The 22646-nt window shown below is 73.6% G+C and carries 22 protein-coding genes and 1 riboswitch; of the genes, 18 read left to right on the top strand and 4 right to left on the bottom strand.

The window, feature by feature from the left end:
• Positions 1-611: 611 nt before the first annotated feature.
• The 12 genes from def to ASG70_RS18630 all read left to right on the top strand — a co-directional run bounded on the left by def (position 612) and on the right by ASG70_RS18630 (position 10711).
• On the top strand, positions 612-1157 hold the full coding sequence (gene def, locus ASG70_RS18685; RefSeq protein ID WP_056885305.1) for a peptide deformylase: 546 nt from the start codon (positions 612-614) through the stop codon (positions 1155-1157).
• Between the two features lies 1 nt (position 1158).
• Positions 1159-2115, top strand: coding sequence for a methionyl-tRNA formyltransferase (locus tag ASG70_RS18680; RefSeq protein WP_056885304.1), 957 nt, complete (start codon positions 1159-1161; stop codon positions 2113-2115).
• Positions 2112-3740 carry an RsmB/NOP family class I SAM-dependent RNA methyltransferase gene (locus ASG70_RS18675; RefSeq protein ID WP_082591014.1) on the top strand — a complete coding sequence of 543 codons (1629 nt, stop codon included), beginning with the start codon at positions 2112-2114 and terminating at the stop codon, positions 3738-3740. The genes ASG70_RS18680 and ASG70_RS18675 overlap by 4 nt, the downstream gene beginning before the upstream one ends.
• A 5-nt stretch (positions 3741-3745) precedes the next feature.
• On the top strand, positions 3746-4402 hold the full coding sequence (rpe, locus tag ASG70_RS18670) for a ribulose-phosphate 3-epimerase (RefSeq protein WP_056885302.1): 657 nt from the start codon (positions 3746-3748) through the stop codon (positions 4400-4402).
• An 83-nt stretch (positions 4403-4485) separates the two neighbouring features.
• A riboswitch (FMN riboswitch) is annotated at positions 4486-4614 on the top strand.
• 129 nt (positions 4615-4743) lie between these two features.
• The gene (gene ribD, locus ASG70_RS18665) at positions 4744-5799 is read left to right on the top strand and encodes a bifunctional diaminohydroxyphosphoribosylaminopyrimidine deaminase/5-amino-6-(5-phosphoribosylamino)uracil reductase RibD (protein ID WP_082591013.1); all 1056 of its coding nucleotides are present in this window, start codon (positions 4744-4746) and stop codon (positions 5797-5799) included.
• Complete coding sequence (locus ASG70_RS18660; protein WP_082591012.1) at positions 5799-6479, top strand: riboflavin synthase; 681 nt, start codon at positions 5799-5801, stop codon at positions 6477-6479. Before ribD ends, ASG70_RS18660 begins: the two co-directional genes overlap by 1 nt.
• Positions 6476-7183, top strand: a complete 708-nt coding sequence (gene pnuC / locus ASG70_RS18655; protein WP_056885300.1) for a nicotinamide riboside transporter PnuC — start codon at positions 6476-6478, stop codon at positions 7181-7183. Before ASG70_RS18660 ends, pnuC begins: the two co-directional genes overlap by 4 nt.
• On the top strand, positions 7180-8439 hold the full coding sequence (locus ASG70_RS18650) for a bifunctional 3,4-dihydroxy-2-butanone-4-phosphate synthase/GTP cyclohydrolase II (protein WP_056885299.1): 1260 nt from the start codon (positions 7180-7182) through the stop codon (positions 8437-8439). The genes pnuC and ASG70_RS18650 overlap by 4 nt, the downstream gene beginning before the upstream one ends.
• Entirely contained in the window at positions 8436-8906 is a 471-nt protein-coding gene (gene ribH, locus ASG70_RS18645) for a 6,7-dimethyl-8-ribityllumazine synthase (protein WP_056885298.1), read from the top strand. The genes ASG70_RS18650 and ribH overlap by 4 nt, the downstream gene beginning before the upstream one ends.
• Before the next feature lie 181 nt (positions 8907-9087).
• A complete protein-coding gene (locus tag ASG70_RS18640; protein ID WP_056885297.1) occupies positions 9088-9351 on the top strand; it encodes a phosphoribosyl-ATP diphosphatase in 264 nt (87 codons plus the stop codon).
• Between the two features lie 11 nt (positions 9352-9362).
• Entirely contained in the window at positions 9363-10208 is an 846-nt protein-coding gene (gene hisG / locus ASG70_RS18635) for an ATP phosphoribosyltransferase (protein WP_056885296.1), read from the top strand.
• Complete coding sequence (locus tag ASG70_RS18630; RefSeq protein ID WP_056885295.1) at positions 10205-10711, top strand: PH domain-containing protein; 507 nt, start codon at positions 10205-10207, stop codon at positions 10709-10711. The genes hisG and ASG70_RS18630 overlap by 4 nt, the downstream gene beginning before the upstream one ends.
• Positions 10712-10759: 48 nt before the next feature.
• Here ASG70_RS18630 and ASG70_RS18625 read toward each other — a convergent pair whose 3' ends face one another.
• Genes ASG70_RS18625 through ASG70_RS18615 form a run of 3 tightly spaced genes read right to left on the bottom strand, consistent with a single transcriptional unit; the run spans position 10760 to position 13844 of the window.
• Positions 10760-11950, bottom strand: a complete 1191-nt coding sequence (locus ASG70_RS18625) for an MFS transporter (protein ID WP_235531581.1) — start codon at positions 11948-11950, stop codon at positions 10760-10762.
• A gap of 20 nt (positions 11951-11970) precedes the next feature.
• Positions 11971-13173: an aromatic acid exporter family protein gene (locus ASG70_RS18620; protein WP_235531580.1), complete on the bottom strand. Its 1203-nt coding sequence runs from the start codon at positions 13171-13173 to the stop codon at positions 11971-11973.
• Positions 13170-13844 carry an AAA family ATPase gene (locus ASG70_RS18615; RefSeq protein ID WP_056885294.1) on the bottom strand — a complete coding sequence of 225 codons (675 nt, stop codon included), beginning with the start codon at positions 13842-13844 and terminating at the stop codon, positions 13170-13172. The genes ASG70_RS18620 and ASG70_RS18615 overlap by 4 nt, the downstream gene beginning before the upstream one ends.
• Before the next feature lie 31 nt (positions 13845-13875).
• Between ASG70_RS18615 and hisF the strand changes: the two genes are divergently transcribed.
• Positions 13876-14649, top strand: coding sequence for an imidazole glycerol phosphate synthase subunit HisF (hisF, locus tag ASG70_RS18610; protein WP_056885371.1), 774 nt, complete (start codon positions 13876-13878; stop codon positions 14647-14649).
• Between the two features lie 87 nt (positions 14650-14736).
• Here the strand turns inward: hisF and ASG70_RS18605 are convergent, their stop codons facing one another.
• Positions 14737-15381 carry a TIGR03085 family metal-binding protein gene (locus ASG70_RS18605; protein WP_056885293.1) on the bottom strand — a complete coding sequence of 215 codons (645 nt, stop codon included), beginning with the start codon at positions 15379-15381 and terminating at the stop codon, positions 14737-14739.
• 166 nt (positions 15382-15547) lie between these two features.
• On the opposite strand from ASG70_RS18605, the gene ASG70_RS18600 reads away from it, so the two are divergent.
• The 5 genes from ASG70_RS18600 to egtC all read left to right on the top strand — a co-directional run bounded on the left by ASG70_RS18600 (position 15548) and on the right by egtC (position 22592).
• On the top strand, positions 15548-17377 hold the full coding sequence (locus ASG70_RS18600) for an ABC transporter ATP-binding protein (protein WP_056885292.1): 1830 nt from the start codon (positions 15548-15550) through the stop codon (positions 17375-17377).
• Complete coding sequence (locus ASG70_RS18595) at positions 17374-19155, top strand: ABC transporter ATP-binding protein (protein WP_056885291.1); 1782 nt, start codon at positions 17374-17376, stop codon at positions 19153-19155. Before ASG70_RS18600 ends, ASG70_RS18595 begins: the two co-directional genes overlap by 4 nt.
• 144 nt (positions 19156-19299) lie before the next feature.
• A complete protein-coding gene (locus tag ASG70_RS18590) occupies positions 19300-20574 on the top strand; it encodes a glutamate-cysteine ligase family protein (protein ID WP_056885290.1) in 1275 nt (424 codons plus the stop codon).
• The gene (egtB, locus tag ASG70_RS18585; protein WP_082591010.1) at positions 20567-21907 is read left to right on the top strand and encodes an ergothioneine biosynthesis protein EgtB; all 1341 of its coding nucleotides are present in this window, start codon (positions 20567-20569) and stop codon (positions 21905-21907) included. The genes ASG70_RS18590 and egtB overlap by 8 nt, the downstream gene beginning before the upstream one ends.
• Entirely contained in the window at positions 21882-22592 is a 711-nt protein-coding gene (gene egtC, locus ASG70_RS18580) for an ergothioneine biosynthesis protein EgtC (RefSeq protein WP_200949335.1), read from the top strand. Before egtB ends, egtC begins: the two co-directional genes overlap by 26 nt.
• The last annotated feature ends 54 nt before the right edge of the window (positions 22593-22646 follow it).

The raw sequence follows: 22646 nt of genomic DNA, 5'->3' as shown, positions 1-22646 counted from the left end.
ACGGGTGAACAGGGCGTCCTTGGCTTCCTTGACGGCCTGCTCGACCAGGGCGCCGATGGTGGCCGGGGCGGAGTAGCGCAGCTGGAACCGGCCGTCCGCGTCGTAGCTCATCGACAGCTCCGGCTTCGCGCACGCCCTCCGCTCCGATGCAGAACCGCGGGCAGTCTCCTGCTCCTGCTCGACGGCTGCGCGCGGGTCCAATTCGGTCGCTGCTGCCTCAGTGTCACTGCCTATGGCTCCGGCCGCGGGCTGAGCGGGGAAAGCGTGTCTACTCACGGCGCGGCGCAGCTGCGGCACCGTGGCCTCCCGGGCCAACGCGGTGACCGAGGCCTGGTAGCCGGCCGGCAAGCCGTGGGCGATGACCGCGACCTGGTCCAGCGACAGCTCACCCGCACCCAACGCGGACGCGGCGTCGACCNCGGCGGTGCCGGGACTGCGCGAGCGGGGCGGTGGACATGCCTCAATCGTACAGGTGTTCGAACAATCATGGAAGGGGAGGAGAGCATGAATCCGCTTGCAGCGGAACGCAATCCGCGAGCGAAGCGGCTCCCAGCTGCCAACACAGTGCCGGTGCGAACCAGTGAACGCGCCGCCCCACCTAGACTGTCGCCGTGTCGATCCAGAACATCCGCCTCTTCGGTGACCCGGTGCTGCGTACCGAGGCCGCGCCCGTGGTCGACTTCGACCGCGAGCTGCGCCAGCTGGTGAAGGACCTGACCGACACGATGATGGACGCGCCCGGAGCGGGCCTCGCAGCCCCTCAGATCGGTGTGGGACTTCGCGTCTTCACCTACTGGATCGACGGCGAGCTGGGCCACCTCGTCAACCCCGACCTCGACCTGTCCAGCGAGATGCAGGACGGAGAGGAGGGATGTTTGTCCTTCCCCGGCCTGCGGTTCGACACCCCGCGCGCGCTGCGCGTCGTGGCCAAGGGCTTCAACCAGTTCGGCGAGCCGGTCACCATCGAGGGCTCGGAGCTGATGGCGCGGTGCATCCAGCACGAGACCGACCACCTCGACGGCATCCTGTTCATCGACCGCATGGACCGCGAGCAGCGCAAGCTCGCCATGCGCGCGATCCGCGAGGCGGAGTGGTCCGGGGAGCCCGCCCCCACGGTCAAGGTCAGCCCGCACGCGACCTTCGGCCGGGGTATGTGACGTGCGACTGGTCTTCGCCGGCACCCCCGAGGTGGCAGTCCCGGCCCTCGAGGCGTTGCACGCCTCCCGCCACGAGGTCGTGGCCGTCGTCACCCGTCCGGACGCGCGATCGGGACGGGGTCGCACGGTCGCCCAGTCACCCGTACGCAGCTGGGCCCAGGACCACGACGTCGAGGCCCTGACCCCGGCCACTCCCCGTGACCCCGCCTTCCTCGACCGGCTTCGTGAGCTGGCACCGGACGCCTGCCCCGTCGTCGCCTACGGCGCGCTCGTCCCCCGGGTCGCCCTCGACATCCCCACCCATGGCTGGGTGAACCTGCACTTCTCGCTGCTGCCTGCCTGGCGTGGTGCGGCACCGGTTCAGCACGCTGTCATGGCCGGCGACGAGGTGACCGGCGCGTCGACCTTCCTCATCGAGGAGGGCCTGGACACCGGGCCCGTGTACGGCGTGATGACCGAGCGCGTGCGGCCCACCGACACCACCGGGGACCTGCTCGGCCGGCTGGCCGAGGGTGGAGCGGGGCTCCTCGTCGCCACCATGGACGGGATCGAGGACGGTTCGCTCCAGCCGGTGCCCCAGTCCTCCGACGGCGTCTCGCTCGCGCCCAAGCTGGACGTGGCGGATGCGCGGGTGCGCTGGGAGCTGCCGGCCGTCGCCGTCGACCGGCTGGTCCGCGGCTGCACGCCCGCGCCGGGTGCCTGGACGACGTTCAGGGGCGAGCGACTCAAGCTGGCCCCGGTGTCACCGGAGCGGGGCGACGCGGTGGCGCAGGTCCCGCACCTCGCGCCCGGCGAGCTGCACGCGGGCAAGCGCGACGTGTGGGTGGGCACGGCGACGACGCCGGTGCGCCTGACGCAGGTGCGCCCGCACGGCAAGAAGGAGATGGCCGCAGCCGACTGGGCCCGCGGCGTACGCATCACCGCCGGTGAGTGTCTCGACGACGGAGGAGCAGCATGAGCCCCGCACGCGACGACGGCCAGCACGGCGCAGGACGCGGCGGCGCAGGACGAGGTGATTCAGGACGCGGCGGCGCAGGACGAGGTGATTCAGGACGCGGCGGCAACCAGGGTGCCGGAGGTCGCCGCAACGCCCAAGGGCGTCAGCGCCCCGAGCGCGTGCACGGCGGGCAGCAGCGCTCCGCGCAGCGGCCGAGCGAGCGCGGTCGCACCAGCGACCCCCAGCGGCTGGCTGCCTACACGGTCATGCGCGCGGTGGCGGCCGGTGCCTACGCCAACCTCGAGCTACCGCGGGAGCTGCGGGACAAGCAGATCCGCGGTCGCGACGCGGCGTTCACGACCGAGCTCGTCTACGGCGCGATCCGCATGCACGGTCTCTACGACCCGGTCATCGCCGTCGCCGCGGGCCGCCCCGTGGCCAAGATCGACGCCAACGTGCTCGACACCCTGAGGCTCGGGGCCCACCAGCTCCTCGGCATGCGCGTGCCGACCCACGCCGCGGTCGACGAGACCGTCGCCCTCGCGCGCAAGGTCAACGGCGCAGGGGCGTCCGGCTTCGTCAACGCCGTCATGCGCCGCATCAGCGAGCGCGACCTCGACGCCTGGCTGGCGGAGGTCGTCCCGGCCGAGGGCGACCTCGTGACCCGGCTCTCCGTCGAGCAGTCGCACCCCGACTGGGTCGTGCGGGCGCTGCGGGCAGCCCTGCTCGGCCACGGCGCGGCGACGGCCGAGACCGTCGACGAGCAGCTCACCGCCCTCGTCACGGCCGACAACGCGGCCGCCAAGGTCTCGCTCGTCGCCCGTCCCGGCCAGGCCAGTGTCGACGAGCTCGTCGAGTCGGGAGCCGAGGCCTCCCCGTTGTCGCCGGTCGGCGCGGTGCTCCCCGGCGGCGACCCGGGCGCCGTACCCGCCGTGCGCGAGGGGCGCGCCGCGGTCCAGGACGAGGGCTCCCAGCTGCTCGCCCTCGCGCTGGCCGCCGTGCCCGTGGAGGCCGAGGGGCCGGAGCGGTGGCTCGACCTGTGCGCCGGCCCAGGGGGCAAGGCCGGCCTGCTGGCTGCGCTGGCGCTGCGGGCAGGTGCGGACCTCACCGCCAACGAGGTGAGCGAGCACCGCACCGAGCTGGTGCGCCAGACCCTGCGTCCCGCCCTGCTGCAGGCCGGTCACCTGGGGCGGACCATCGAGGTTCGCACCGGCGACGGCCGCGACATCGGTGCCGACGAACCCGGCCGCTACACCCGCGTCCTGGTCGACGCCCCCTGCACCGGCCTCGGCGCGCTGCGACGACGCCCCGAGGCGCGCTGGCGCCGCACGCCGGCCGACCTCGCGGATCTCGGTGCGCTGCAACGGGACCTGCTCTCGTCGGCCATCGATGCGACGGCCCCCGGCGGCGTGGTCGCGTATGCCACGTGCAGCCCCCACCTGGCCGAGACCCAGTTCGTCGTGCGGGACGTGACCAAGCGGCGCGACGACGTCGAGCTCATCGACGCACGTCCGTTCCTGCTCGACGCCCAGGGCCAGCCGGTACCCGTTCCCGGGCCCGGTCCGACGGTCCAGCTCTGGCCCCATGTCCACGGCACGGACGGGATGTTCCTGGCCCTGCTGCGCAAGTCCGGCCCGTTAGGGTGAGCGCCGTGCAGATCTCGCCCAGCATCCTGTCGGCCGACTTCGCGAACCTCGAGTCGGAGCTGCGCCGCATCAGCAACGCCGACTGGGCGCACGTCGACGTCATGGACGGTCACTTCGTGCCCAACCTGACCCTCGGCCTTCCCGTCGTGGAGGCCCTGGCCAAGGTCAGCCCGATCCCGCTCGACTGCCACCTCATGATCGACGACCCCGACCGCTGGGCACCGCAGTACGCCGAGGCCGGGGGCGCGTCCGTCACCTTCCACGTGGAGGCGGCCGGCAACCCCCGCGACGTCGCACGGTCGATCCGGGGGGCCGGAGCGCGGGCAGGCATGGCCGTGAAGCCGGGTACGGCGTTCGCCCCCTACGAGGACCTGCTGCCCGAGCTCGACATGGTGCTGGTCATGACGGTCGAGCCGGGGTTCGGTGGCCAGTCCTTCATGGCCGACCAGATGCCCAAGGTCGCCGAGGTCAGGGAGGCCGTGCGCCGCCACGGCGGTGAGGTCTGGGTGCAGGTAGACGGGGGAGTGTCCGCCACGACCATCGAGCAGTGCGCGGAGGCCGGCGCCGACGTGTTCGTGGCCGGGTCGGCGGTGTACGGCGCCCAGGACGCGGCACAGGCCGTGGACGAGCTGCGCGACCTCGCCCGACGCCACGCCCACTGAGGCGTACCTGTCGCCGACCCCGGGTGAGGACCGTCACCTGAGCCGACTGTGCGCCTTCCCGGGGACCGCTGGCATACTGGGGTGACGTGCTCCGGGGTCGGTGCAACTCCGAACCGGCGGTGACAGTCCGCGACCCGACCGCAGCCAGCGGCCGGTTGACCTGGTGGAACTCCAGGACCGACGGTGAAAGTCCGGATGGTAGGCAGCACGAGCAAGGCAGGACTCCGCGTCCTGTGCGGTGGTGACGACGGCTCCGGCCGTCGGCGGTCGCCGTGCAGCCGTGGTGTCGACCGCACGTCCCCCGGAGCTCGACCCACTGGTCTGGAGCACGAGGGCAGGACATGCAGGATACTCACGGTTCGCAGCACGCGGCGTCGCAGGGGCAGGACCCCGACGAGCGCTGGATGCGTCGCGCCCTCGAGCTCGCCGCTCGCGGGCCGTTGGTCGACGCCAACCCGCGCGTCGGCTGCGTCCTGGTGTCCCCCGACGGCGAGGTCGTGGCCGAGGGCTGGCACCGCGGCGCCGGCACATCCCACGCCGAGGCGGCCGCGCTGCTGGCAGCCGGCGACGCCGCCCGGGGCACGACGGCATACGTGACCCTCGAACCGTGCGCCCACACCGGGCGCACCGGGCCCTGCGCCGAGGCGCTGCACGCCGCCGGGGTCGCGCGCGTGGTCCACGCGCAGACGGACCCCAACCCCGTCGCGGCCGGCGGGGCCGGGTGGCTGCGCGAGCACGGTGTGGAGGTACGGGGTGGGGTGCTGGCCGAGGAGGCGACCGCCCTCAACCGCTCGTGGACCCACCTCGCGACGACAGGTTTCCCGTGGGTGACGTGGAAGCTCGCCACCACCCTCGACGGACGCAGCGCCGCGGCCGACGGCACGAGCCGGTGGATCACCTCGGAGGCGGCCCGCCACGACGTGCACCGTCTCCGCTCGGAGTGCGGTGCGGTCCTCGTGGGCACCGGTACGGCGCTCACGGACGACCCGTACCTCACCGCCCGGCACCCGGACGGCTCGCTCATGGACACCCAGCCGCTGCGGGTCGTCATGGGGGAGCGGGACCTCCCTGCGGACGCCCACGTGCTCGACGACGCCGCGCCGACCTGGCACCTGCGCACCCGCGACCCCAAGCACGTCCTTACCGCCCTCGCCGAGGCCGGCGTCCACCACGTGTGGCTCGAGGGCGGCCCCACCGTCGCCGCGGCCTTCCTCGCCGACGGCCTGGTCGACGAGGTCGTCGCCTACATCGCGCCGGTGTTCCTGGGGCGTGGCCGGCCGTCCGTCGGCGACCTCGGCATCACCACCATCGGGGACGCCCTGCGCCTCGAACCCACCGACATCACCCTGATCGGCCACGACGTGCGCGTCACGGCCTGCCTGAAGGAGAGCCACTGATGTTCACCGGCATCGTCGAGGAGCTCGGGCGCGTCGTCGCGCTCGAACCCGGCGCCGACTCCGCACGCCTGACCGTCCACGGCCCGCTGGTCACCTCCGACGCCGTGCACGGCGCCTCGATCTCGGTCAACGGCGTCTGCCTCACCGTCGTCGAGCACGACGACGAGCAGTTCACTGTCGACGTCATGGCCGAGACGCTGAGCCGGTCGAGCCTGCGCGCGCTCGTGGAGGGTGCACCCGTCAACCTCGAGCGCGCGATGCCGGCGGACGGTCGCTTCGGCGGCCACGTCGTGCAGGGCCACGTCGACGGCACCGCGACGGTGCTGCGGCGGACGCCAGGCGACCGGTGGGAGGTCGTCGAGCTGTCGCTGCCCCGGGCCCTGGCGCGCTACGTCGTCGAGAAGGGCTCGGTCACCGTCGACGGCGTCAGCCTCACGGTCGCCAGCGCCGGCCCCGACTCGTTCACGGTGTCGCTCATCCCGACGACGTTGGAGCTGACCACGTTGGGGCACAAGGCGGTCGGCGACCCGGTCAACCTCGAGGTCGACGTGATCGCCAAGTACGTCGAGCGCCTGATGGCGGCCGGCGCCACCCCGAACACCGACCCGACTCCCACCCCGATCTCCACCCCCACCCCGAACACCACCCCCACCCCGAACCACCAGGAGACGCAGGCATGAACTGGCTCGAGACGCTCTTCAACGCCCAGCTGCAGGTCGCCGGGCACCCGCTCCTGTGGCGGGAGGTGGTCGGCAACGCGTTCGGCTTCGCCTCGGCCATCGGCGGCATGCGGCGACGCGTCTGGGCGTGGCCCGTCGGGATCGTCGGCAACGCGCTGCTGTTCACCGTGTTCTTCGGTGTCGCCTTCTCCAACCCGCAGCAGGAGACGCTCTACGGCCAGGCCGGGCGCCAGGTGTTCTTCATCATCACCAGCGTCTACGGCTGGTGGCGCTGGCAGCAGCTGCGCAACCGGGCACACCCGGGCGAGGACTCCCCGGCCATCACCCCGCGCTGGGCGACGGTCCGTGAGCGCGCGGCCTACCTCGGCGCCTGGGTCGCCGGCGTCGTCGTCATGCAGTGGGTGTTCGCGACCATCGGTGCCGGCTGGCCCGCGCCCCGCTGGTACTTCTGGTGCGACGCCTGGATCTTCGTCGGCTCGATGGTTGCCACCTACGCGATGGCCCGCGGCTGGAACGACTTCTGGCTGGCGTGGATCGCCGTCGACCTCGTCGGGGTGCCGCTGCTGTGGCACTCGCGTTTCTACCCCTCCGCGGTCCTGTACGCCGTGTACGGCGTCCTGGTGCTCTACGGCTTCTTCGTCTGGCTCAAGGCGTCCCGCACCGAGGCGAGCCCGGATCGGGAGCTGGCCGAGGCCACGGCATGACCGGCACACGACCTGCACCGGGTGGGCCGGGCGGACCCGGGCTCGCGACGGTCGAGGAGGCGCTGCAGGCGCTGCGCGACGGTCGACCGGTGCTGGTCACCGACGACGAGGACCGTGAGAACGAGGGTGACGTCGTCCTCGCCGCGCAGACCCTCACCGACGAGTGGCTGGCGTGGACCATCCGGCACTCCAGCGGCTACCTCTGCGCCCCGCTGACCGGTGCGACGGCCGACCGCCTCGGCCTGCCGCTCATGGTCGCCGACAACCGCGACCCCCTGCGCACGGCCTACACGGTGACGGTGGACGCAGCCGGGGGAGTGACCACCGGCATCAGCGCGGCCGACCGCGCACGCACCATACGGCTGCTCGCGGACCCGGCGGCGACGCCGGAGTCCTTCGTGCGCCCCGGGCACGTGATCCCGTTGCGCGCCAGGGACGGCGGCGTCCTCGAGCGCCCCGGCCACACCGAGGCCGCGGTCGACCTGTGCCGGCTGGCGGGGCTCGAGCCGGTGGGCGCGATCGGCGAGCTCGTCAACGACGACGGCACGATGATGCGCCTGCCCCAGGTCCTCGAGACGGGTCGCCGCGAGGGACTGCCCGTGGTCACCATCGCCCAGCTCATCGCCTGGCGGCAGCGCCACGACCGGGTCGAGCGGCTCGCCGACACCGAGCTGCCCACGCCGCACGGCACCTTCCGTGCGCTGGGCTACCGCGACGTCGTGACCGGGGCCGAGCACCTCGCCCTGGTGAGCCCCCGTGGCCTGGTCGGCCGGGCGCCGTTGGTGCGTCTGCACTCCGAGTGCCTCACCGGCGACGTCTTCGGTTCGCAGCGGTGCGACTGCGGGGCCCAGCTCGACCGTGCCCTTGAGCGCGTCGCGGCCGAGGGCGGCGCCGTGGTCTACCTGCGAGGTCACGAGGGCCGCGGCGTCGGCCTGGTGGCCAAGCTGCGCGCCTACGGCTTGCAGGACGAGGGCCTTGACACCGTCGACGCGCAGGTCGAGCTCGGCCTGCCCATCGACGCGCGGGAGTACGCCGCCGGTGCGGCCGTCCTCGTCGACCTCGGGGTCGAGGCCGTGCGGCTGCTGACCAACAACCCCCTCAAGGTGAACGCCTTGCGCGAGCACGGGATCGACGTCCCGGCGGTGGAGCCGATCAGTATCGCGCCGCTGCCCACCAACGAGGCCTACCTGCGCACCAAGCGGGACCGCATGGGTCACCGCCTCCTCCTCGACACCGACCACGGAGCCTCGGCATGAGCGGACACGGAGCACCCACCATCGCGGTCGACGGGTCGGGCCTGAGGGTGGCCGTCGTGGCCGCCTCCTGGCACGACGTCGTCATGGATGGCCTCGTCGCCGGCGCCCTGCGAGGGCTGGCCGACGCCGGCATCCACGACCCGGCCGTCGTCCGGGTGCCGGGGACCGTCGAGCTCAGCGTCGCCTGCGCCCGGCTCGCCGGCACCCACGATGCCCTCGTGGCCCTGGGTGTCGTCATCCGGGGCGGCACCCCGCACTTCGACTACGTCTGCTCGGGCGTGACCAACGGCCTGACCCAGGTGAGCGTCACCACCGGCGTGCCCGTCGGCTTCGGTGTGCTCACCTGCGACGACGAGCAGCAGGCCCTCGACCGCGCCGGGCTCGAGGGGTCGAGCGAGGACAAGGGGCACGAGGCCGCGACCGCCGCGGTCGCCACCGCCGTCACCTTACGGGACCTGCACGTCTGAGCGGACGCCCGCCCGCGCAGGAACGTGCAGGCGTCTCAGGGTGCCGGCCCATGGGCCGAAAGTTGCGCCTGTGGAGGCGGTGCGCGGGACGGATACGGGCCCATGGGCCGAAAGTTGCGCGCGCGGTCCCGGCTGGCGGTCCGCATTCGGACGGTGCCGCACTCACCCGTACCCTTGGCGCGTGAAGACCTTCGACGAGCTGTACGCCGAGCTGGCCGACAAGGCGGTGACCCGACCCGAGGGTTCGGGGACCGTCCGTGAGCTGGACGCCGGCGTGCATGCCATCGGCAAGAAGATCGTCGAGGAGGCCGCCGAGGTGTGGATGGCCGCGGAGCACGAGGGCAAGGAGCGCACAGCCGAGGAGATCAGCCAGCTGCTCTACCACCTCCAGGTGCTCATGCTGGCCTCCGACCTGACCCTCGACGACGTCTACACCCACCTCTAGGAACCACCGTCATGCTGCGAATTGCCGTCCCCAACAAGGGATCCCTGTCCGAGTCGTCAGTGGAGATGCTGCGTGAGTCGGGCTACCGCGTCCGTCGCGACAGCAAGGAGCTGATCGTCACCGACCGCGACAACGACGTCGAGTTCTTCTACCTGCGCCCGCGCGACATCGCGGTCTACGTCGGCTCCGGCACCGTCGACTGCGGAATCACCGGACGTGACCTGCTGCTCGACTCCGGCAGCGCCGCGATCGAGGTCATGCCGCTGGGCTTCGGCGGTTCGACCTTCCGGTATGCCGCGCGCCCCGGCACGTGCGCGTCCGTCGAGGAGATCGCCGGCCGCCGTGTCGCGACGAGCTACTCGGGCCTGGTCGAGAAGCACCTCGCCGGCCAGGGCATCAGCGCCCAGGTCGTGCGCCTCGACGGCGCGGTCGAGACCGCGATCACGCTCGGGGTCGCCGACGTCATCGCCGACGTCGTCGAGACCGGCACCACCCTGCGCCAGCAGGGGCTGGAGGTGTTCGGCGAGGAGATCCTTCGCAGCGAGGCGGTGCTCATCCGGCGTGAGGGCTCCGGCGAGGCGGCTGCCGTCGAGGTGCTGCGGCGCCGCCTGACCGGCGTCATCACGGCCCGGCACTACGTCATGCTCGACTACGACGTGCCGGTCGACCTCGTCGAGGACGCCTGCGCGATCACCCCCGGCCTGGAGTCGCCGACCGTCTCCCAGCTGCAGAACAAGGACTGGGCCGCCGTGCGCGCCATGGTCCCGCGGCACCTGACCAACGCCATCATGGACGAGCTCTACGACCTCGGGGCCCGGGCGATCCTCGTCACCGACATCGCCGCGTGCCGGTTGTGAGCCCTCGCCCCCGGTCTGCGGGCGCCTCGCCCGACGAGGTGGCGGCCTTCGCGCCGTTCCGTCCCCACCGGGGGCGCACCGTGTCCCTCGCCTTCGCGGTGGCGGCCCTCGTCGTCTTCGCGGTCATCGCGGTCGTGCTGCCGAGCCCCGAGCAGGGCGGCACCTGGCGCGCCGGCGACAAGGTCTTCTTCGCCCTGCTCGGCGTGGCGATCGCTGCGATCCTGTGGCGCTTCGCCTCCATCCGCGCTCTGCCCACCCGTGAGTCGCTCACGGTGCGCAACCTCTTCACCACCCGCGTCATCGCGTGGCAGTCGGTCGTCGACGTGCGGTTCGGCGGCGGCGACCCCTGGGTCACCCTCGAGCTCGACGACACGGACACCGTTGCGGTCATGGCGATCCAGAAGGCGGACGCCGAGGTGGGACGCTCCGAGGCCAGCCGACTCGCCGCCCTCGTGCAGGCGCTCGGCCCGTCGGCGACCAGCCCCGACGTCACCCCTGCGTGACACGCCCTGACCCTGAGCGGTCGCGGGGCGGCCGCCGTCGCGTCGCGGTCAGCTGATCTTGCGCAGCGAGGGGCGCAACGCGAACGCGACCGCCAGCTGGGCGGCCATCAGCAGCGTCAGGGACATCCACACCGCGTCGAACCCGCCGGTCGCGTCGCGCACCGCGCCCATGGCGGCGGGGCCGAGCGAGGCGAGCCCGTAGCTCAAGAGGAACGCCATACCGGCCAGCCGCGCACTGGCGGCGGGGGTGGCGGCGTAGTCGACCATGAGGACCAGGCCGAGGGCGAACGCGGCTCCCTGGCCCAGACCCAGCACCGCCGCCCAGACCCACGGGGCGCCGCCCGGGGCCAGCCACAGCCCGGCCTGCCCGAGCAGGCCGAGGACGGACGAGGCCACCAGGAGGACGCGTCGGTCGTGGACCCGGTCGGTGAGAGCAGGCGCGAGCAGCCCGGAGACGAGCTGGGCGGCGGTGAACGCACTGAGCAGGTATCCCGCGTGCGTGGGGTCCCAGCCGCGGGCCCGGTAGGTGGGCGCGATCCAGGCGAGGGAGGAGTAGAACTCCACGGACTGGACGGCGAGGTAGGCCGCGACCAGCCAGGCGGTGACATGGCCCCACGGCAGGCGCGCCGGGGCGACCACCATGGGGTTGGCCGCGCGGTGCCGCGTGTGGCCGCGCCACACCGGTATCCAGGCGAGGGCTCCGAGCACCCCCAGCACCGACCACGAGCCGAGCGACGCCTCCCACGACCCCAGGCGCTCCTGGAGGGGCACCGACAGTGCGGAGGCGGCACCGGCCCCACCCATCATCGCCAGCATGTACAGCCCGGTGACCAGGCCGGCCCGCTGGGGTGGGAACAGCTCCTTGACCAGCCCGGGCAGAAGCGTGCCGCCGATGGCGATGCCCACCCCGGCGACGAACGTCGCGGCGTAGAGCAGCCACACGTGGCCGCCCCCGAGGCGCAGGGCGAGCCCGGCGGCGACGCACAGGACCGACACCTCGATGGCGCCAGCGGCCCCGATCCTCGCGGCCACGCGCTGGGCGACCGGCGCGAAGACGCCCATGCACAGCACCGGCAGCGTCGTCAGTGCCCCGAGCGCGGCGTTGGACAGGCCGAGGTCGGCGCCGATCGTCTGCACCACCGGCGGCACGCTGGCCATCGCGGTCCGCAGGTTGACGGCCACGGCCACGAGGCCGAGCGCCATGAGCCAGAAGGGAGGGAGGTGGCGTCGCGAGGTCATCGCCGCCAGTCTCGCAGGGGTCAGCCGTCCTCCGGCCCATGGGTCATCGACTCGGGCACCATCTCCCGGGCCTCGTCCAGCGGCATGCCGGTCAGCATCAGCAGGTCGACGACCATCGAGCGGATCTGGGCCCGCATCACCTCGCCCGACAGTCCGGACGACGGGTCGATGACCGCGCTCGCCTCGCCGATCCGGTGTAGGCCGACGCGCGCGTGGGTCGGCAGCCGTCGCTCGAACAGCTCGCGCGAGATGTCGGTCGTCGTCTCCGCCAGGGCCTCGAGCAGGCGCAGGTAGGCGGTCGGCACCGGTTCGTCGCGCCAGACCGCGATCGCCGCCCGGCGGACCAGGACGCGCAGGTTGCGGATGGCCCGGTCCAGCGGCTCGAGGAGGTCGGCGATCGCCTGCACGCCGGGCAGGTGCCGGCGCCGGATCGGCGACAGCCGCACCACCGCGATGCCCTCGGCCGACAGCGCGCGCGCCTCGGTCAGCATCCCCTCGGAGTCGCGCGCCCGGGACAGCGTCGCCGAGGCGAGGTCTCCGTCCTTCTCACGCAGCGCGCGGACCGTGTCGGTGAGGATGCCGCTGATCTCCTCGACGACCAGGGCAGCCTGCTGGCGTGGTCGGCGCAGCGGCGCGGCCGGGGCGACGAGGGTGAACAGCAGGGCCACGCTCCCGCCGACGACGGCGTCCAGCCACCGCGTGAAGCCCTGGCCGGGGCCGGCGACGAGGGTGGTCACGATGACCGACTGCACCCCGGCCTGCGTGGTGAGGATCATGCCGGCCCCGAGGAGCGCGGCCACGCTCATGGAGATCACCACGACCACGACGATCTGCCAGGAGCCGCTGCCGAAGACGTGCACGAAGGCGTCGCCGATGAACACCCCGACGGCCACACCACTCATGACCTCGCCCACCCGGCGCAGCCGCTGCCCGTAGGACATGCCGAGGCAGACGATGGCGGTGACGGGGGCGAAGAACGGCCGCACGTGACCCAGCAGCCCGGTCGCGACCCACCAGGCGACGGCCGCGCCCAGGCCGCACTGCACGATGAACGCAAGTCGGCTGGCGAGCCGGGCGGTCCTCGCCCTGGCCTCGCGGCGCGACCGGTTCGCGGCCCGGTCCGCCGCGCGGGCCAGGTCGTCCGAGGTCGGTGTCCCCCGCGAGCGACCGCGTGCCACGAGAGCGCGGACGCGGGACAGCCCGCGGGTGGGCTCGGGTGTCACTCGGCGGGGTCTCTCACCCGGTCGTCCGCCTGTGCCTCGGTGGCCATGCGCCGAGTATGGCGTCCGAGCCCGTCGGCCGCGTCGTGCCCGGTGGTCGCACCGGGCGGCGTCGTGTCGACCACGACGTCGGCGCGCGCCCGCGTCCTGTCGGCCGCGTACACCTCGCGCTCCTGGCGCCCCCACCGGTCCCAGAAGTCCTTGTAGCCGGGGTCACGGCGCAGGCCCCGCCGACGCCGGACAGCCTCCTCGGCCTCCACCCACACGAGCAGCGACAGAGCGTCGGCGGTGTCGAGCGCCCCGGACCCGCAACCCTCGAGGACCACGACCGGGGAGGGCTCGGGCTCCACCCACGCGCCGTACTCGGACCGGGCCCAGTCCCAGCGCCGGTAGCGCGGCGGCCGGCCGGCGCGCAGCGGTGCGACCACCCAGTCCTGCACGCGCAACCGCGACTCGCGCAGGCCGTCCCAGCCCGGGTAGAGGTCGTCCATGTGCACCACCGGTGCCCCCAGCTCGAGGGCCAGGGCGTCCGCGAGGGTGGTCTTGCCCGCACCGCTGGGGCCGTCGACGGCCACGAGCCGGGTCGAGCCGGCACGGTTCGGCGCGGCGAGCGCGAGGCGGGTGAGCCGGGCTACGAGCTGGGGGCTGGGGTGCTCGCCCGGGTCGCGCTGCATGGGCTCCACCCTAGGTCGCTAGCCTGTGCCGGTGAGCCTCGCCACCCGCGTCATCCCCTGTCTCGACGTCGACGCGGGCCGGGTGGTCAAGGGCGTCAACTTCATGGACCTGCGCGACGCCGGCGACCCCGTCGAGCTGGCCAAGGCGTATGGCGAGCAGGGCGCCGACGAGCTCACCTTCCTCGACGTCACCGCGAGCAGCGGCGACCGGGAGACGACGTACGACGTCGTGCGCCGGACCGCGGAGCAGGTGTTCATCCCGCTCACGGTCGGCGGTGGCGTGCGCACGCCCGACGACGTCGACCGGCTGCTGCGCGCGGGCGCGGACAAGGTGGGCGTCAACACCGCTGCGATCGCCCGGCCCGAGCTCATCGCCGAGATCGCCGACCGGTTCGGGTCACAGGTGCTCGTGCTGTCGGCCGACGTGCGCCGCCGTCGCGACGACTCGGGGCGGACGGTGCCGGGGTTCGAGGTGACGACCCACGGGGGACGGCAGGGCACGGGCCTCGACGCCGTGGAGTGGTGCGCGCGGGCGGCGGAGCTGGGGGCGGGGGAGATCCTGCTCAACTCGATGGACGCCGACGGCACCAAGGACGGCTTCGACCTCGAGCTCATCCGCCTCGTGCGGCCCGCCGTGACGGTGCCGCTCATTGCCAGTGGGGGCGCGGGACGCGTCGAGCACTTCGCGCCGGCCGTGCACGCCGGCGCCGACGCGGTCCTCGCGGCCAGCGTGTTCCACTTCGGCGAGCTGTCTATCGGCGACGTCAAGGACGCGCTGCGCGCCGACGGCATCGCCGTCCGCTGACGGCGGGTCCGACCGGGCTCGCCCTGCGCAGGGCCAGGCCCACGCGGCCCTCGTCCGCGCCGCGCATGGGCCTCGGACGGAGCGGCGTCAGGCGAGGCCGAGCGGGGCGGCCCAGAGGGCGTCGACCGCGTCCTTGCTGCCGGTCACCTCGATCTCGGCGACCCTGCGCCGCCCGTACGCCGTGAGCAGCAGCTCCTCGGGGCGCCCCTCCAGGACCACGGTGCCGAGCTCGGTGGTGCTGCGGGCGTGGAGGGTGCGGCCGTCGGGCGTGCGCAGCACCACCCCGACGGGGCTGCGGCGGAAGAACACCCTGGCCAGCCGCGAGAGCGAGCGCCACAGGGCCCGCGACTCGCGGTCCGCGACGACCCGACGGGGTCCACGCTGCTCGTCGCCGCGCAGCACGTCCTCGTGGTGGATGAACAGCTCCACGAGGTTGACGACGTCGTCGACCGGCGCCAGCCGGACCGGCGACCACACCGGCGGACCGGAACGCACGAGGTCAACCAGCTCCGGGAAGGGCTTGGCGGCATACGCGGCCTGGCCCTCCTCGAGTCGGTGGGCGAGGGGCGGCACCCAGATGCCGGGGGCGAGGTCGGGGCGGCGGTCGCGCACCACGACGTGCGCGGCGAGCTCGGCCGCGTCCCACGGCGAGCACAGGGTGGGCGCGTGCGGCCCGGCGGTGAGGAGGGAGTCGCAGAAGGCGTCGCGCTCGGACCGGGCGAGGTGGGTCATGGCCCCATCATGGCGCCCGACGGCGGCGCGGCCCGGAGGGGGCGCCGTACTGGTGGGTGGCGCGGTGCGGCTGGGTGGGCAACGTGACCTCGGCCGCGCGCGCCCGCGTCGGTGGCCCGTGAGAAGGTGACACCCGATCCCACTCGTGCTCCACCGGAGGTTAACCGTGTCCGTCGACGCCGCGCCGTCGCTGCGCCGGAGCCTCGCCATCGTCGGGGTGGGGATCCGGCGCGAGCCGCGCTGGTTCGCGTTCGCCGTGGCCGGCAGCACCCTCTACGGCGTCATGACGGTCCTCACCGCCTCGGCCATCGGCAAGGTGACGCGCGAGCAGATCCAGCCCGCGGTCAAGGCCGGCTCGGTGACCAGCCCCCAGCTCTGGACCATCTTCGCGTGGGTCGCGGGAGCGGTGCTGCTCAACGTCGTGGGCGTGGTGATCCGGCGCATCGCCGCGGGGTTCACCATGTACAACGTGGCCGCCGGCTACCGGCGCGAGGTCACCCGCCAGTACCTCCGCCTGCCCTTGTCGTGGCACCACCGGCACCCCTCCGGCCAGCTGCTGTCCAACGCGAACGCCGACGTCGAGGCGACCTGGAACGTGTTCGCCCCGCTGCCCATGGCACTCGGCGTGATCGTCATGCTCGTCGCGGGCATCGTGCAGATGGTCCTGGTCGACCCGATCATGGCCGTCATCGGCCTCACGGTCTTCCCGGCGCTGTTCCTGGCCAACCTCGTGTTCCAGCGGGCGATGTCGCCTCGGGTGTCGCGCGCCCAGCAGCTGCGCGCGGAGGTGAGCGAGGTCGCCCACGAGAGCTTCGAGGCGGCGCTCGTGGTCAAGTCGATGGGGCGCGAGGAGCAGGAGGCGGTGCGGTTCGAGGAGGTCACCCGCCGGCTCCAGGGGGCCAACGTCGACGTCGGCCGCACCCGCGGCACCTTCGACCCGGTCATCGAGGCCATCCCCACCATCGGCACCCTTGCCGTGCTGGCGGTCGGCACCCACCAAGTGGCCGTGGGCGTGCTCCAGCCGGCCGCGGTCGTGCAGGTGGCCTACCTCATCTCCGTGCTGGCCTTCCCGGTGCGGGCCCTCGGCTGGGTCCTCGGCGAGCTCCCGCGCACCGTCGTCGGCTGGGACCGGGTCGACGCGGTCCTCAAGGCCCGAGGCGAGCTGGCCTTCGGCGACCAGCAGCTCAAGCACTCGGGGGCAGCCCGGTCGCAGCTGAAGGGGGTCGACTACTCCTACGACATCGTCGACGAGGCCGGCCGGGAGTCCCGCTTCCAGGCGATCCACGACGTGAGCATCGACGTGCCCGCGGGGTCCACCGTGGCCCTCGTGGGCCCGACCGGGTCCGGCAAGTCGACGTTGACCAACCTCACCCTGCGGCTCGTCGACCCGGACCGTGGCGACGTCACGCTCGACGGCACCGACCTGCGCCGGGTGGTCCGAGGCGGGGTGTCCTCGGTGGCGGCGCTCGTCCCGCAGCAGACGTTCATGTTCGACGACACGGTCCGGGGCAACATCACCCTCGGCCTGGACCACACCGACGAGGAGGTCTGGGCAGCCCTCGAGGTCGCGCAGGCCTACACCTTCGTCGAGGCCCTCGGCGCCGGGCTCGACACGCGGGTGGGGGAGCGGGGCGCCTCTCTCTCGGGTGGCCAGCGGCAGCGGATCGCGTTGGCCCGGGCGATCATCCGCACGCCGCAGCTGCTCGTGCTCGACGACGCGACGAGTGCCGTCGACCCGGCCGTGGAGCAGGCGATCCTGGCCGGCCTGCGGCGCTCGAGCAGCGGCACCACCGTGCTCGTCGTGGCCTACCGGATGTCCACGATCACGCTCGCCGACGAGATCGTCTACGTCGAGCACGGGCGCGTGGTCGACCACGGCACCCACCAGGAGCTGCAGCAGCGGTGCGAGGGCTACGAGCGCCTCGTCACCGCCTACGCACGGGAGGCCGCCGAGCGCGCCGCGGTCACCGCCGACGAGGAGGAGGTCGTCCGATGAGCACGTCCATCGAGGCCACGTCCGACCTCGGCACCGTCGCGACGCTGCGCCGCGGTCTCGAGCTGTCACCCGAGCTGCGTCGCGGCATCGGCGTCACCCTCGCGCTCGCCGCGGTGACGACCGTCGGCCGGGTCGTCGTGCCCTTCGTGGTCCAGCAGACCACCGACCACGGCCTGCTCGGCAAGGGAGGCCCCGACCCGGGCCTGGTCACCCGCTACGTCCTGCTCGCCCTCATCGCCGTCGTCGCCACCGCGCTGTCGGCGTACGCCGTCAACGTGCGCCTCTTCCGCGCCTCCGAGGCCGGCCTGGCGTCCCTGCGGCTGAGGGCCTTCCGGCACATCCACGACCTGTCGACGCTGACCCAGAACACCGAGCGCCGCGGCTCGATGGTGAGCCGGGTGACCTCCGACGTCGACACCATCTCCCAGTTCGTGCAGTTCGGCGGGATCATCCTCGTCCTCAGCCTGGGGCAGATCGCCGTGGCCACGGGGCTGATGCTGTTCTACAGCCCCCTGCTGACGGCCGTGGTGTGGCTCTGCTTCGTGCCGCTGCTGTTCGTCATCCGCCGGTTCCAGACCATCGTGGGGCGCGCCTACACCGCCGTCCGCGAGCGCGTCGGCGACCTGCTCGCTGCCGTGTCCGAGTCGGTCGTGGGCGCCGCGACGATCCGGGCGTACGGCGTGGAGGAGCGCACCGCCGCGCGCATCGACGCCGCGATCGAGGGGCACCGGTCGGCCGCCATCCGGGCCCAGGTGCGGTCGGTGGTCGCCTTCTCCTCGGGACAGCTCGTCGCCGGCCTGACGCTCGCGGTGGTGCTGGTGGTCGGCACCGTCCAGGCCGTGCACGACGACCTCACCCTCGGCCAGCTGCTCGCGTTCCTCTTCCTCGTCAACCTGTTCACCCAGCCGGTGCAGCAGGCCACCGAGATCCTCAACGAGCTCCAGAACGCCGTCGCCGGCTGGCGGCGCGTGATCGGCGTCGTCGACACCCGGGCCGACGTGGCCGACCCCGGCGACGCCGGGCAGGTGCTGCCGCGCGGCCCCATCACCGTCGACTTCGAGGGCGTCTCCTTCGCCTACCCGGGCGGCGCGACCGTGCTCCACGACGTCGACCTGTCGATCGCGCCGCGTTCGCGCGTGGCGATCGTGGGCGAGACCGGGTCGGGCAAGTCGACGCTGGCCAAGCTCCTCACCCGGCTCATGGACCCCAGCACCGGGACCGTGCGCATCGACGGCGTCGACCTGCGCGACGTCCGCTTCTCCTCGCTGCGGGAGCGCGTGGTGCTCGTGCCGCAGGAGGGGTTCCTGTTCGACGCGACGCTGCGCGAGAACGTGCGGTTCGGGCGCCCCGACGCCAGCGACGACGACATCACCCTGGCCATCACCGAGCTCGGCCTCGACGCCTGGCTGGCGGGGCTCCCGCAGGGCCTGGCCACCGAGGTCGGCCAGCGCGGCGAGTCGCTGTCGGCAGGGGAGCGGCAGCTCGTCGCGCTGGCCCGTGCCTACCTCGCGGACCCCGACCTGCTCGTCCTCGACGAGGCGACGTCGGCGGTCGACCCCTCGACCGAGGTCCGCCTCCAGCGCGCACTCGAGGGACTGACGCGTGGACGCACCTCTGTCGCGATCGCCCACCGGCTGTCGACGGCCGAGGCCGCCGACGAGGTCGTCGTCGTGGATCGCGGGCACATCGTGGAGCGCGGCCCCCACCGCGAGCTGGTGCGCGCCGGGGGCGTGTACTCCGCGCTGTACGCCTCCTGGTCGGCGCAGCAGCGGGGCTGAGCGCTCCGTCTGGACGCTCGACAGGTCGCTGTCGGTGGGCTGTTGCATGATGGTCCACGGACGGCCTGGTCCTGACAGCCCGGTCGCCCCGATGACCCGCGGATCCCGCAGTGGATCCGGCCCGGACCGCGAGGGGCAGGACCTGTGACCACATCCACCGACCACCGACCCGTCGCCGCCACGGCGCACGTGCCGGACGACGCAGTCGTCAGCCTCCACGAGGCACGCGAGCTGGTGAGGTCACTCGCACTGCACGACCAGCCCGTCGGCACGGTGGGGCTGGAGGTGGAGGGGCACACGGTGGTGCGCCGCGACGTGACCGCGTCCCCGCCCTACGACGTCCTGCTCGAGGTGGCCACGCGCCACGCCCTGCTGCCCCGCGGCGGCCGCGTCACGCTGGAGCCCGGCGGCCAGCTGGAGGTCTCCTCGGCGCCCCACCCCGACCTCGCGACCGCCCTCGACGCGATGGAGCAGGACACCGCCGTGGTGCGCGCCGCCCTGGCGCAGCAGGGGCTGGGTTGGGTGCTGCTCGGCGCCGACCCGGTGCGGCCCCCGCGCCGGGTCAACCCGGGCGAGCGGTATGCCGCCATGGAGGCGTGGTTCTCGGCTGCCGCGGCGACCCAGGGGCACGGTGCGACGATGATGTGCTCGACCGCGGCGCTGCAGGTCAACCTCCAGGCCGGGTCCCGCGACCAGTGGTCTGCCCGGGTCGGCCGGGCGCAGGGCCTGGCGCCGCTGCTGACCGCCCTGAGCGGCTCTTCCACCTTCCTCGAAGGCCGCGACACCGGCTGGCACTCGGCGCGCCAACGGGCCTGGTCCGGCCTGGGCGAGCTGCGCGCCGGCCGCCTTCCCCACCTCGCCGACCCGGTCGAGGCGTGGGCCGAGCGGGCCCTGGAGGCCGAGGTGGTGCTCGTGCCGGCTGCCCCGGGTGGCGTGGCAGCTGCCGACGAGCGACGCAGCCTGCGGCAGTGGATCACGGCCCCGCGCCACTGGCCGCCGGCCACCGCGGGCGACGTCAGGCGCCAGCTCACCACGCTCTTCCCGCCCGTGCGCCTGCGCGGCTGGCTGGAGCTGCGGTGCCTCGACGTGCTGCCGTCGCGGTGGTGGCCGGCGGTCGCCGCCCTCGCCACGGTGTGGATGGACGACGAGTCGCTGTACCCCGTGGTCGACGAGGCCGCGGCGCGGACCGCCGACCGTGCGCAGGCGGCCGCTCGCAGCGGCCTGGCCGACCCCGTGCTGCGGGCGGCGGCGACGTCCTGCCTGCGGGAGTCAGCCGGCGCCGTCCCCGAGCAGGTGCGTGACGCCGTCGCCGAGCTCGCCGACCTCGCCTCGGACGGCCGCAGTCCCGGCACCCTGGTCACCGACGACCTGCGCGGACGAGGTCCTGCCGTGGTCATGGAGGAGATGGCACATGCCTGAGCAGAACCCCCAGAGCCCCCTGAGCGCCCTGAGCGCCCTGAGCCCCCAAAACCCCCAAAACCCCCAGAGCCCCTTGGAAGCCGGCGCGGTCGCTCGCGACCTCGAGCTGGCCCGGGCCAGGACCACCTGGCTGACCGAGCTCGACGAGCAGGAGCTGTTCGCCCAGCACAGCCCGATCATGAGCCCGCTGGTGTGGGACCTCGCCCACATCTCCCAGCAGGAGGAGCTGTGGCTCATCCGGGAGGGTGACGCCACGCGGGCCGGGCTGCTGCCGCCCGGGGTCGACGCGCTCTACGACGCGTTCACCCAGCCCCGTGCCATCCGGTCGACCCTGCCGCTGCTGCCGCCGGTCGAGGCTCGCCGCTACGGCCGGGAGGTGCGTGGGAGGGTGCTCGACGCGCTGGACCGCGCGACCGACGTCTTCCCCTACGCCATGGTCGTCCAGCACGAGGAGCAGCACGACGAGACGATGCTCGCCACCCTCCAGCTGCGCGCCGGCGCGTCGGTGCTGAGCCCCACGCGGACCCTGCCGCCGGGCCGCCGGGTCACACGCGACGCGGTCCTCGTCCCGGCGGGGGAGTTCGTGCTCGGGGTCGACGTGCTTCACGAGCCGACGTCCCTCGACAACGAGCGTCCCGCCCACGTGGTCGACGTCCCCGCGTTCCGCATCGGGCGCGTGCCGGTGACCAACGCCGAGTGGCAGGCGTTCATCGAGGCCGGCGGCTACATCCGCCCCGAGCTCTGGTCGGACCGCGGTTGGCAGCACCGCCAGGAGGCCGGCCTGGAGCGGCCGATGGCCTGGCACGAGGACGGCAGCCGCACGCGGTTCGGCGTCCGCGAGGACGTCCCTGCCGACGAGCCGGTGCAGCACGTCACCCACTTCGAGGCCGAGGCCTTCGCCCGCTGGTCCGGGGCCCGGCTGCCCACCGAGGTCGAGTGGGAGAAGGCCTGCGCCTGGGACCCGGTCGCCGGCCGGCGACGGCGCTGGCCCTGGGGCGACAGCCCGCCCACCCCCGAGCTCGCCAACCTCGGCGGTGGTGCCCTGCGCCCCGCGCCGGTGGGTGCCCTGCCGGCGGGCGCTTCCGCGTACGGCGTCGAGCAGCTCATCGGCGACGTGTGGGAGTGGACCTCGTCGGGGTTCGAGCCGTGGCCCGGGTTCAGCCCCATGCTCTACGCGCAGTACAGCGCGCCCTTCTTCGGCGGCGACTACCGCGTCCTGCGCGGCGGCTCGTGGGCGACCGCGGCCTCGACGGTGCGCCCCTCGTTCCGCAACTGGGACCACCCGTTCCGCCGGCAGATCTTCACCGGTGTCCGCCTGGCCTGGGACGCCTGAGGTGTGCCGCCACCTCGCCTGGTTCGGCGAGCCCACGAGCGTCGCCGACCTCGTGCTGCAGCCGGCCCACGGGCTGCTCACCCAGTCCTGGGCTCCCCGCAGGCAGGCCCACGGCACCGTCAACGCCGACGGCTGGGGCGTCGGACTGCACCCCGACGGCGGCGGCGAGCCGGTCCGCTGGAGGTCCGACAAGCCGATGTGGTCCGACACCAACCTCGCCTCGGTCGCACCGCTGCTCGTCTCGTGCCGGGTCGTCGCCGCGGTGCGCTCTGCCAGCGCGGGGATGCCGGCCGACGCGACGGCTGCAGCACCGTTCCTCCACGACGGGTGGCTCGTGTCGCACAACGGCCGGGTCGCGCGCGAGGCGGTCGGGCCGAGCCTGGCTGCCGAGTCGGCCTGCGACGCCGCCCTGCTCGCCGCCCGGGTGGTCGAGCAGGGTCCGAATCGGGTGGGGCAGACGCTGGCGACCGTCGCGGCCGCGGACCCGGACGCGCGGCTCAACCTCCTGCTGCTGTCGCGCGACGAGCTGCTGGCCACCCGCTGGGGCGACACCCTGTGGCTGCGCCAGGACGAACGCGGGGTCCTCGTGGCCAGCGAGCCCGACGAGACCCCCGGCTGGGAGGAGGTCCCCGACCACCACCTGGTCCGTGTCACGGCCGCGGGACCCACCGTGTCGCCGCTCTGACCGACCCGGGCCTCGACCAGCCGCCACCACCCGCCCTGCTCGCGTCCCGCGCCC

The sequence above is a fragment of the Phycicoccus sp. Soil748 genome (genome assembly GCF_001428025.1).
Lineage (GTDB): Bacteria > Actinomycetota > Actinomycetes > Actinomycetales > Dermatophilaceae > Pedococcus.
The sequence above is the reverse complement of the archived record's forward strand: the minus strand, read 5'-3'. Positions and strand labels throughout refer to the sequence as shown.

Bases quoted from the DNA above. Each gene is read 5' to 3' on its own strand.
- ASG70_RS18675 (WP_082591014.1), top strand. From the start codon at position 2,112: ATGAGCCCCGCACGCGACGACGGCCAGCACGGCGCAGGACGCGGCGGC.
- ribD (WP_082591013.1), top strand. From the start codon at position 4,744: ATGCAGGATACTCACGGTTCGCAGCACGCGGCGTCGCAGGGGCAGGAC.
- ASG70_RS18660 (WP_082591012.1), top strand. From the start codon at position 5,799: ATGTTCACCGGCATCGTCGAGGAGCTCGGGCGCGTCGTCGCGCTCGAA.
- pnuC (WP_056885300.1), top strand. From the start codon at position 6,476: ATGAACTGGCTCGAGACGCTCTTCAACGCCCAGCTGCAGGTCGCCGGG.
- ASG70_RS18650 (WP_056885299.1), top strand. From the start codon at position 7,180: ATGACCGGCACACGACCTGCACCGGGTGGGCCGGGCGGACCCGGGCTC.
- ribH (WP_056885298.1), top strand. From the start codon at position 8,436: ATGAGCGGACACGGAGCACCCACCATCGCGGTCGACGGGTCGGGCCTG.
- hisG (WP_056885296.1), top strand. From the start codon at position 9,363: ATGCTGCGAATTGCCGTCCCCAACAAGGGATCCCTGTCCGAGTCGTCA.
- ASG70_RS18625 (WP_235531581.1), bottom strand. From the start codon at position 11,950: ATGACCTCGCGACGCCACCTCCCTCCCTTCTGGCTCATGGCGCTCGGC.
- ASG70_RS18615 (WP_056885294.1), bottom strand. From the start codon at position 13,844: ATGCAGCGCGACCCGGGCGAGCACCCCAGCCCCCAGCTCGTAGCCCGG.
- ASG70_RS18605 (WP_056885293.1), bottom strand. From the start codon at position 15,381: ATGACCCACCTCGCCCGGTCCGAGCGCGACGCCTTCTGCGACTCCCTC.
- ASG70_RS18595 (WP_056885291.1), top strand. From the start codon at position 17,374: ATGAGCACGTCCATCGAGGCCACGTCCGACCTCGGCACCGTCGCGACG.
- egtB (WP_082591010.1), top strand. From the start codon at position 20,567: ATGCCTGAGCAGAACCCCCAGAGCCCCCTGAGCGCCCTGAGCGCCCTG.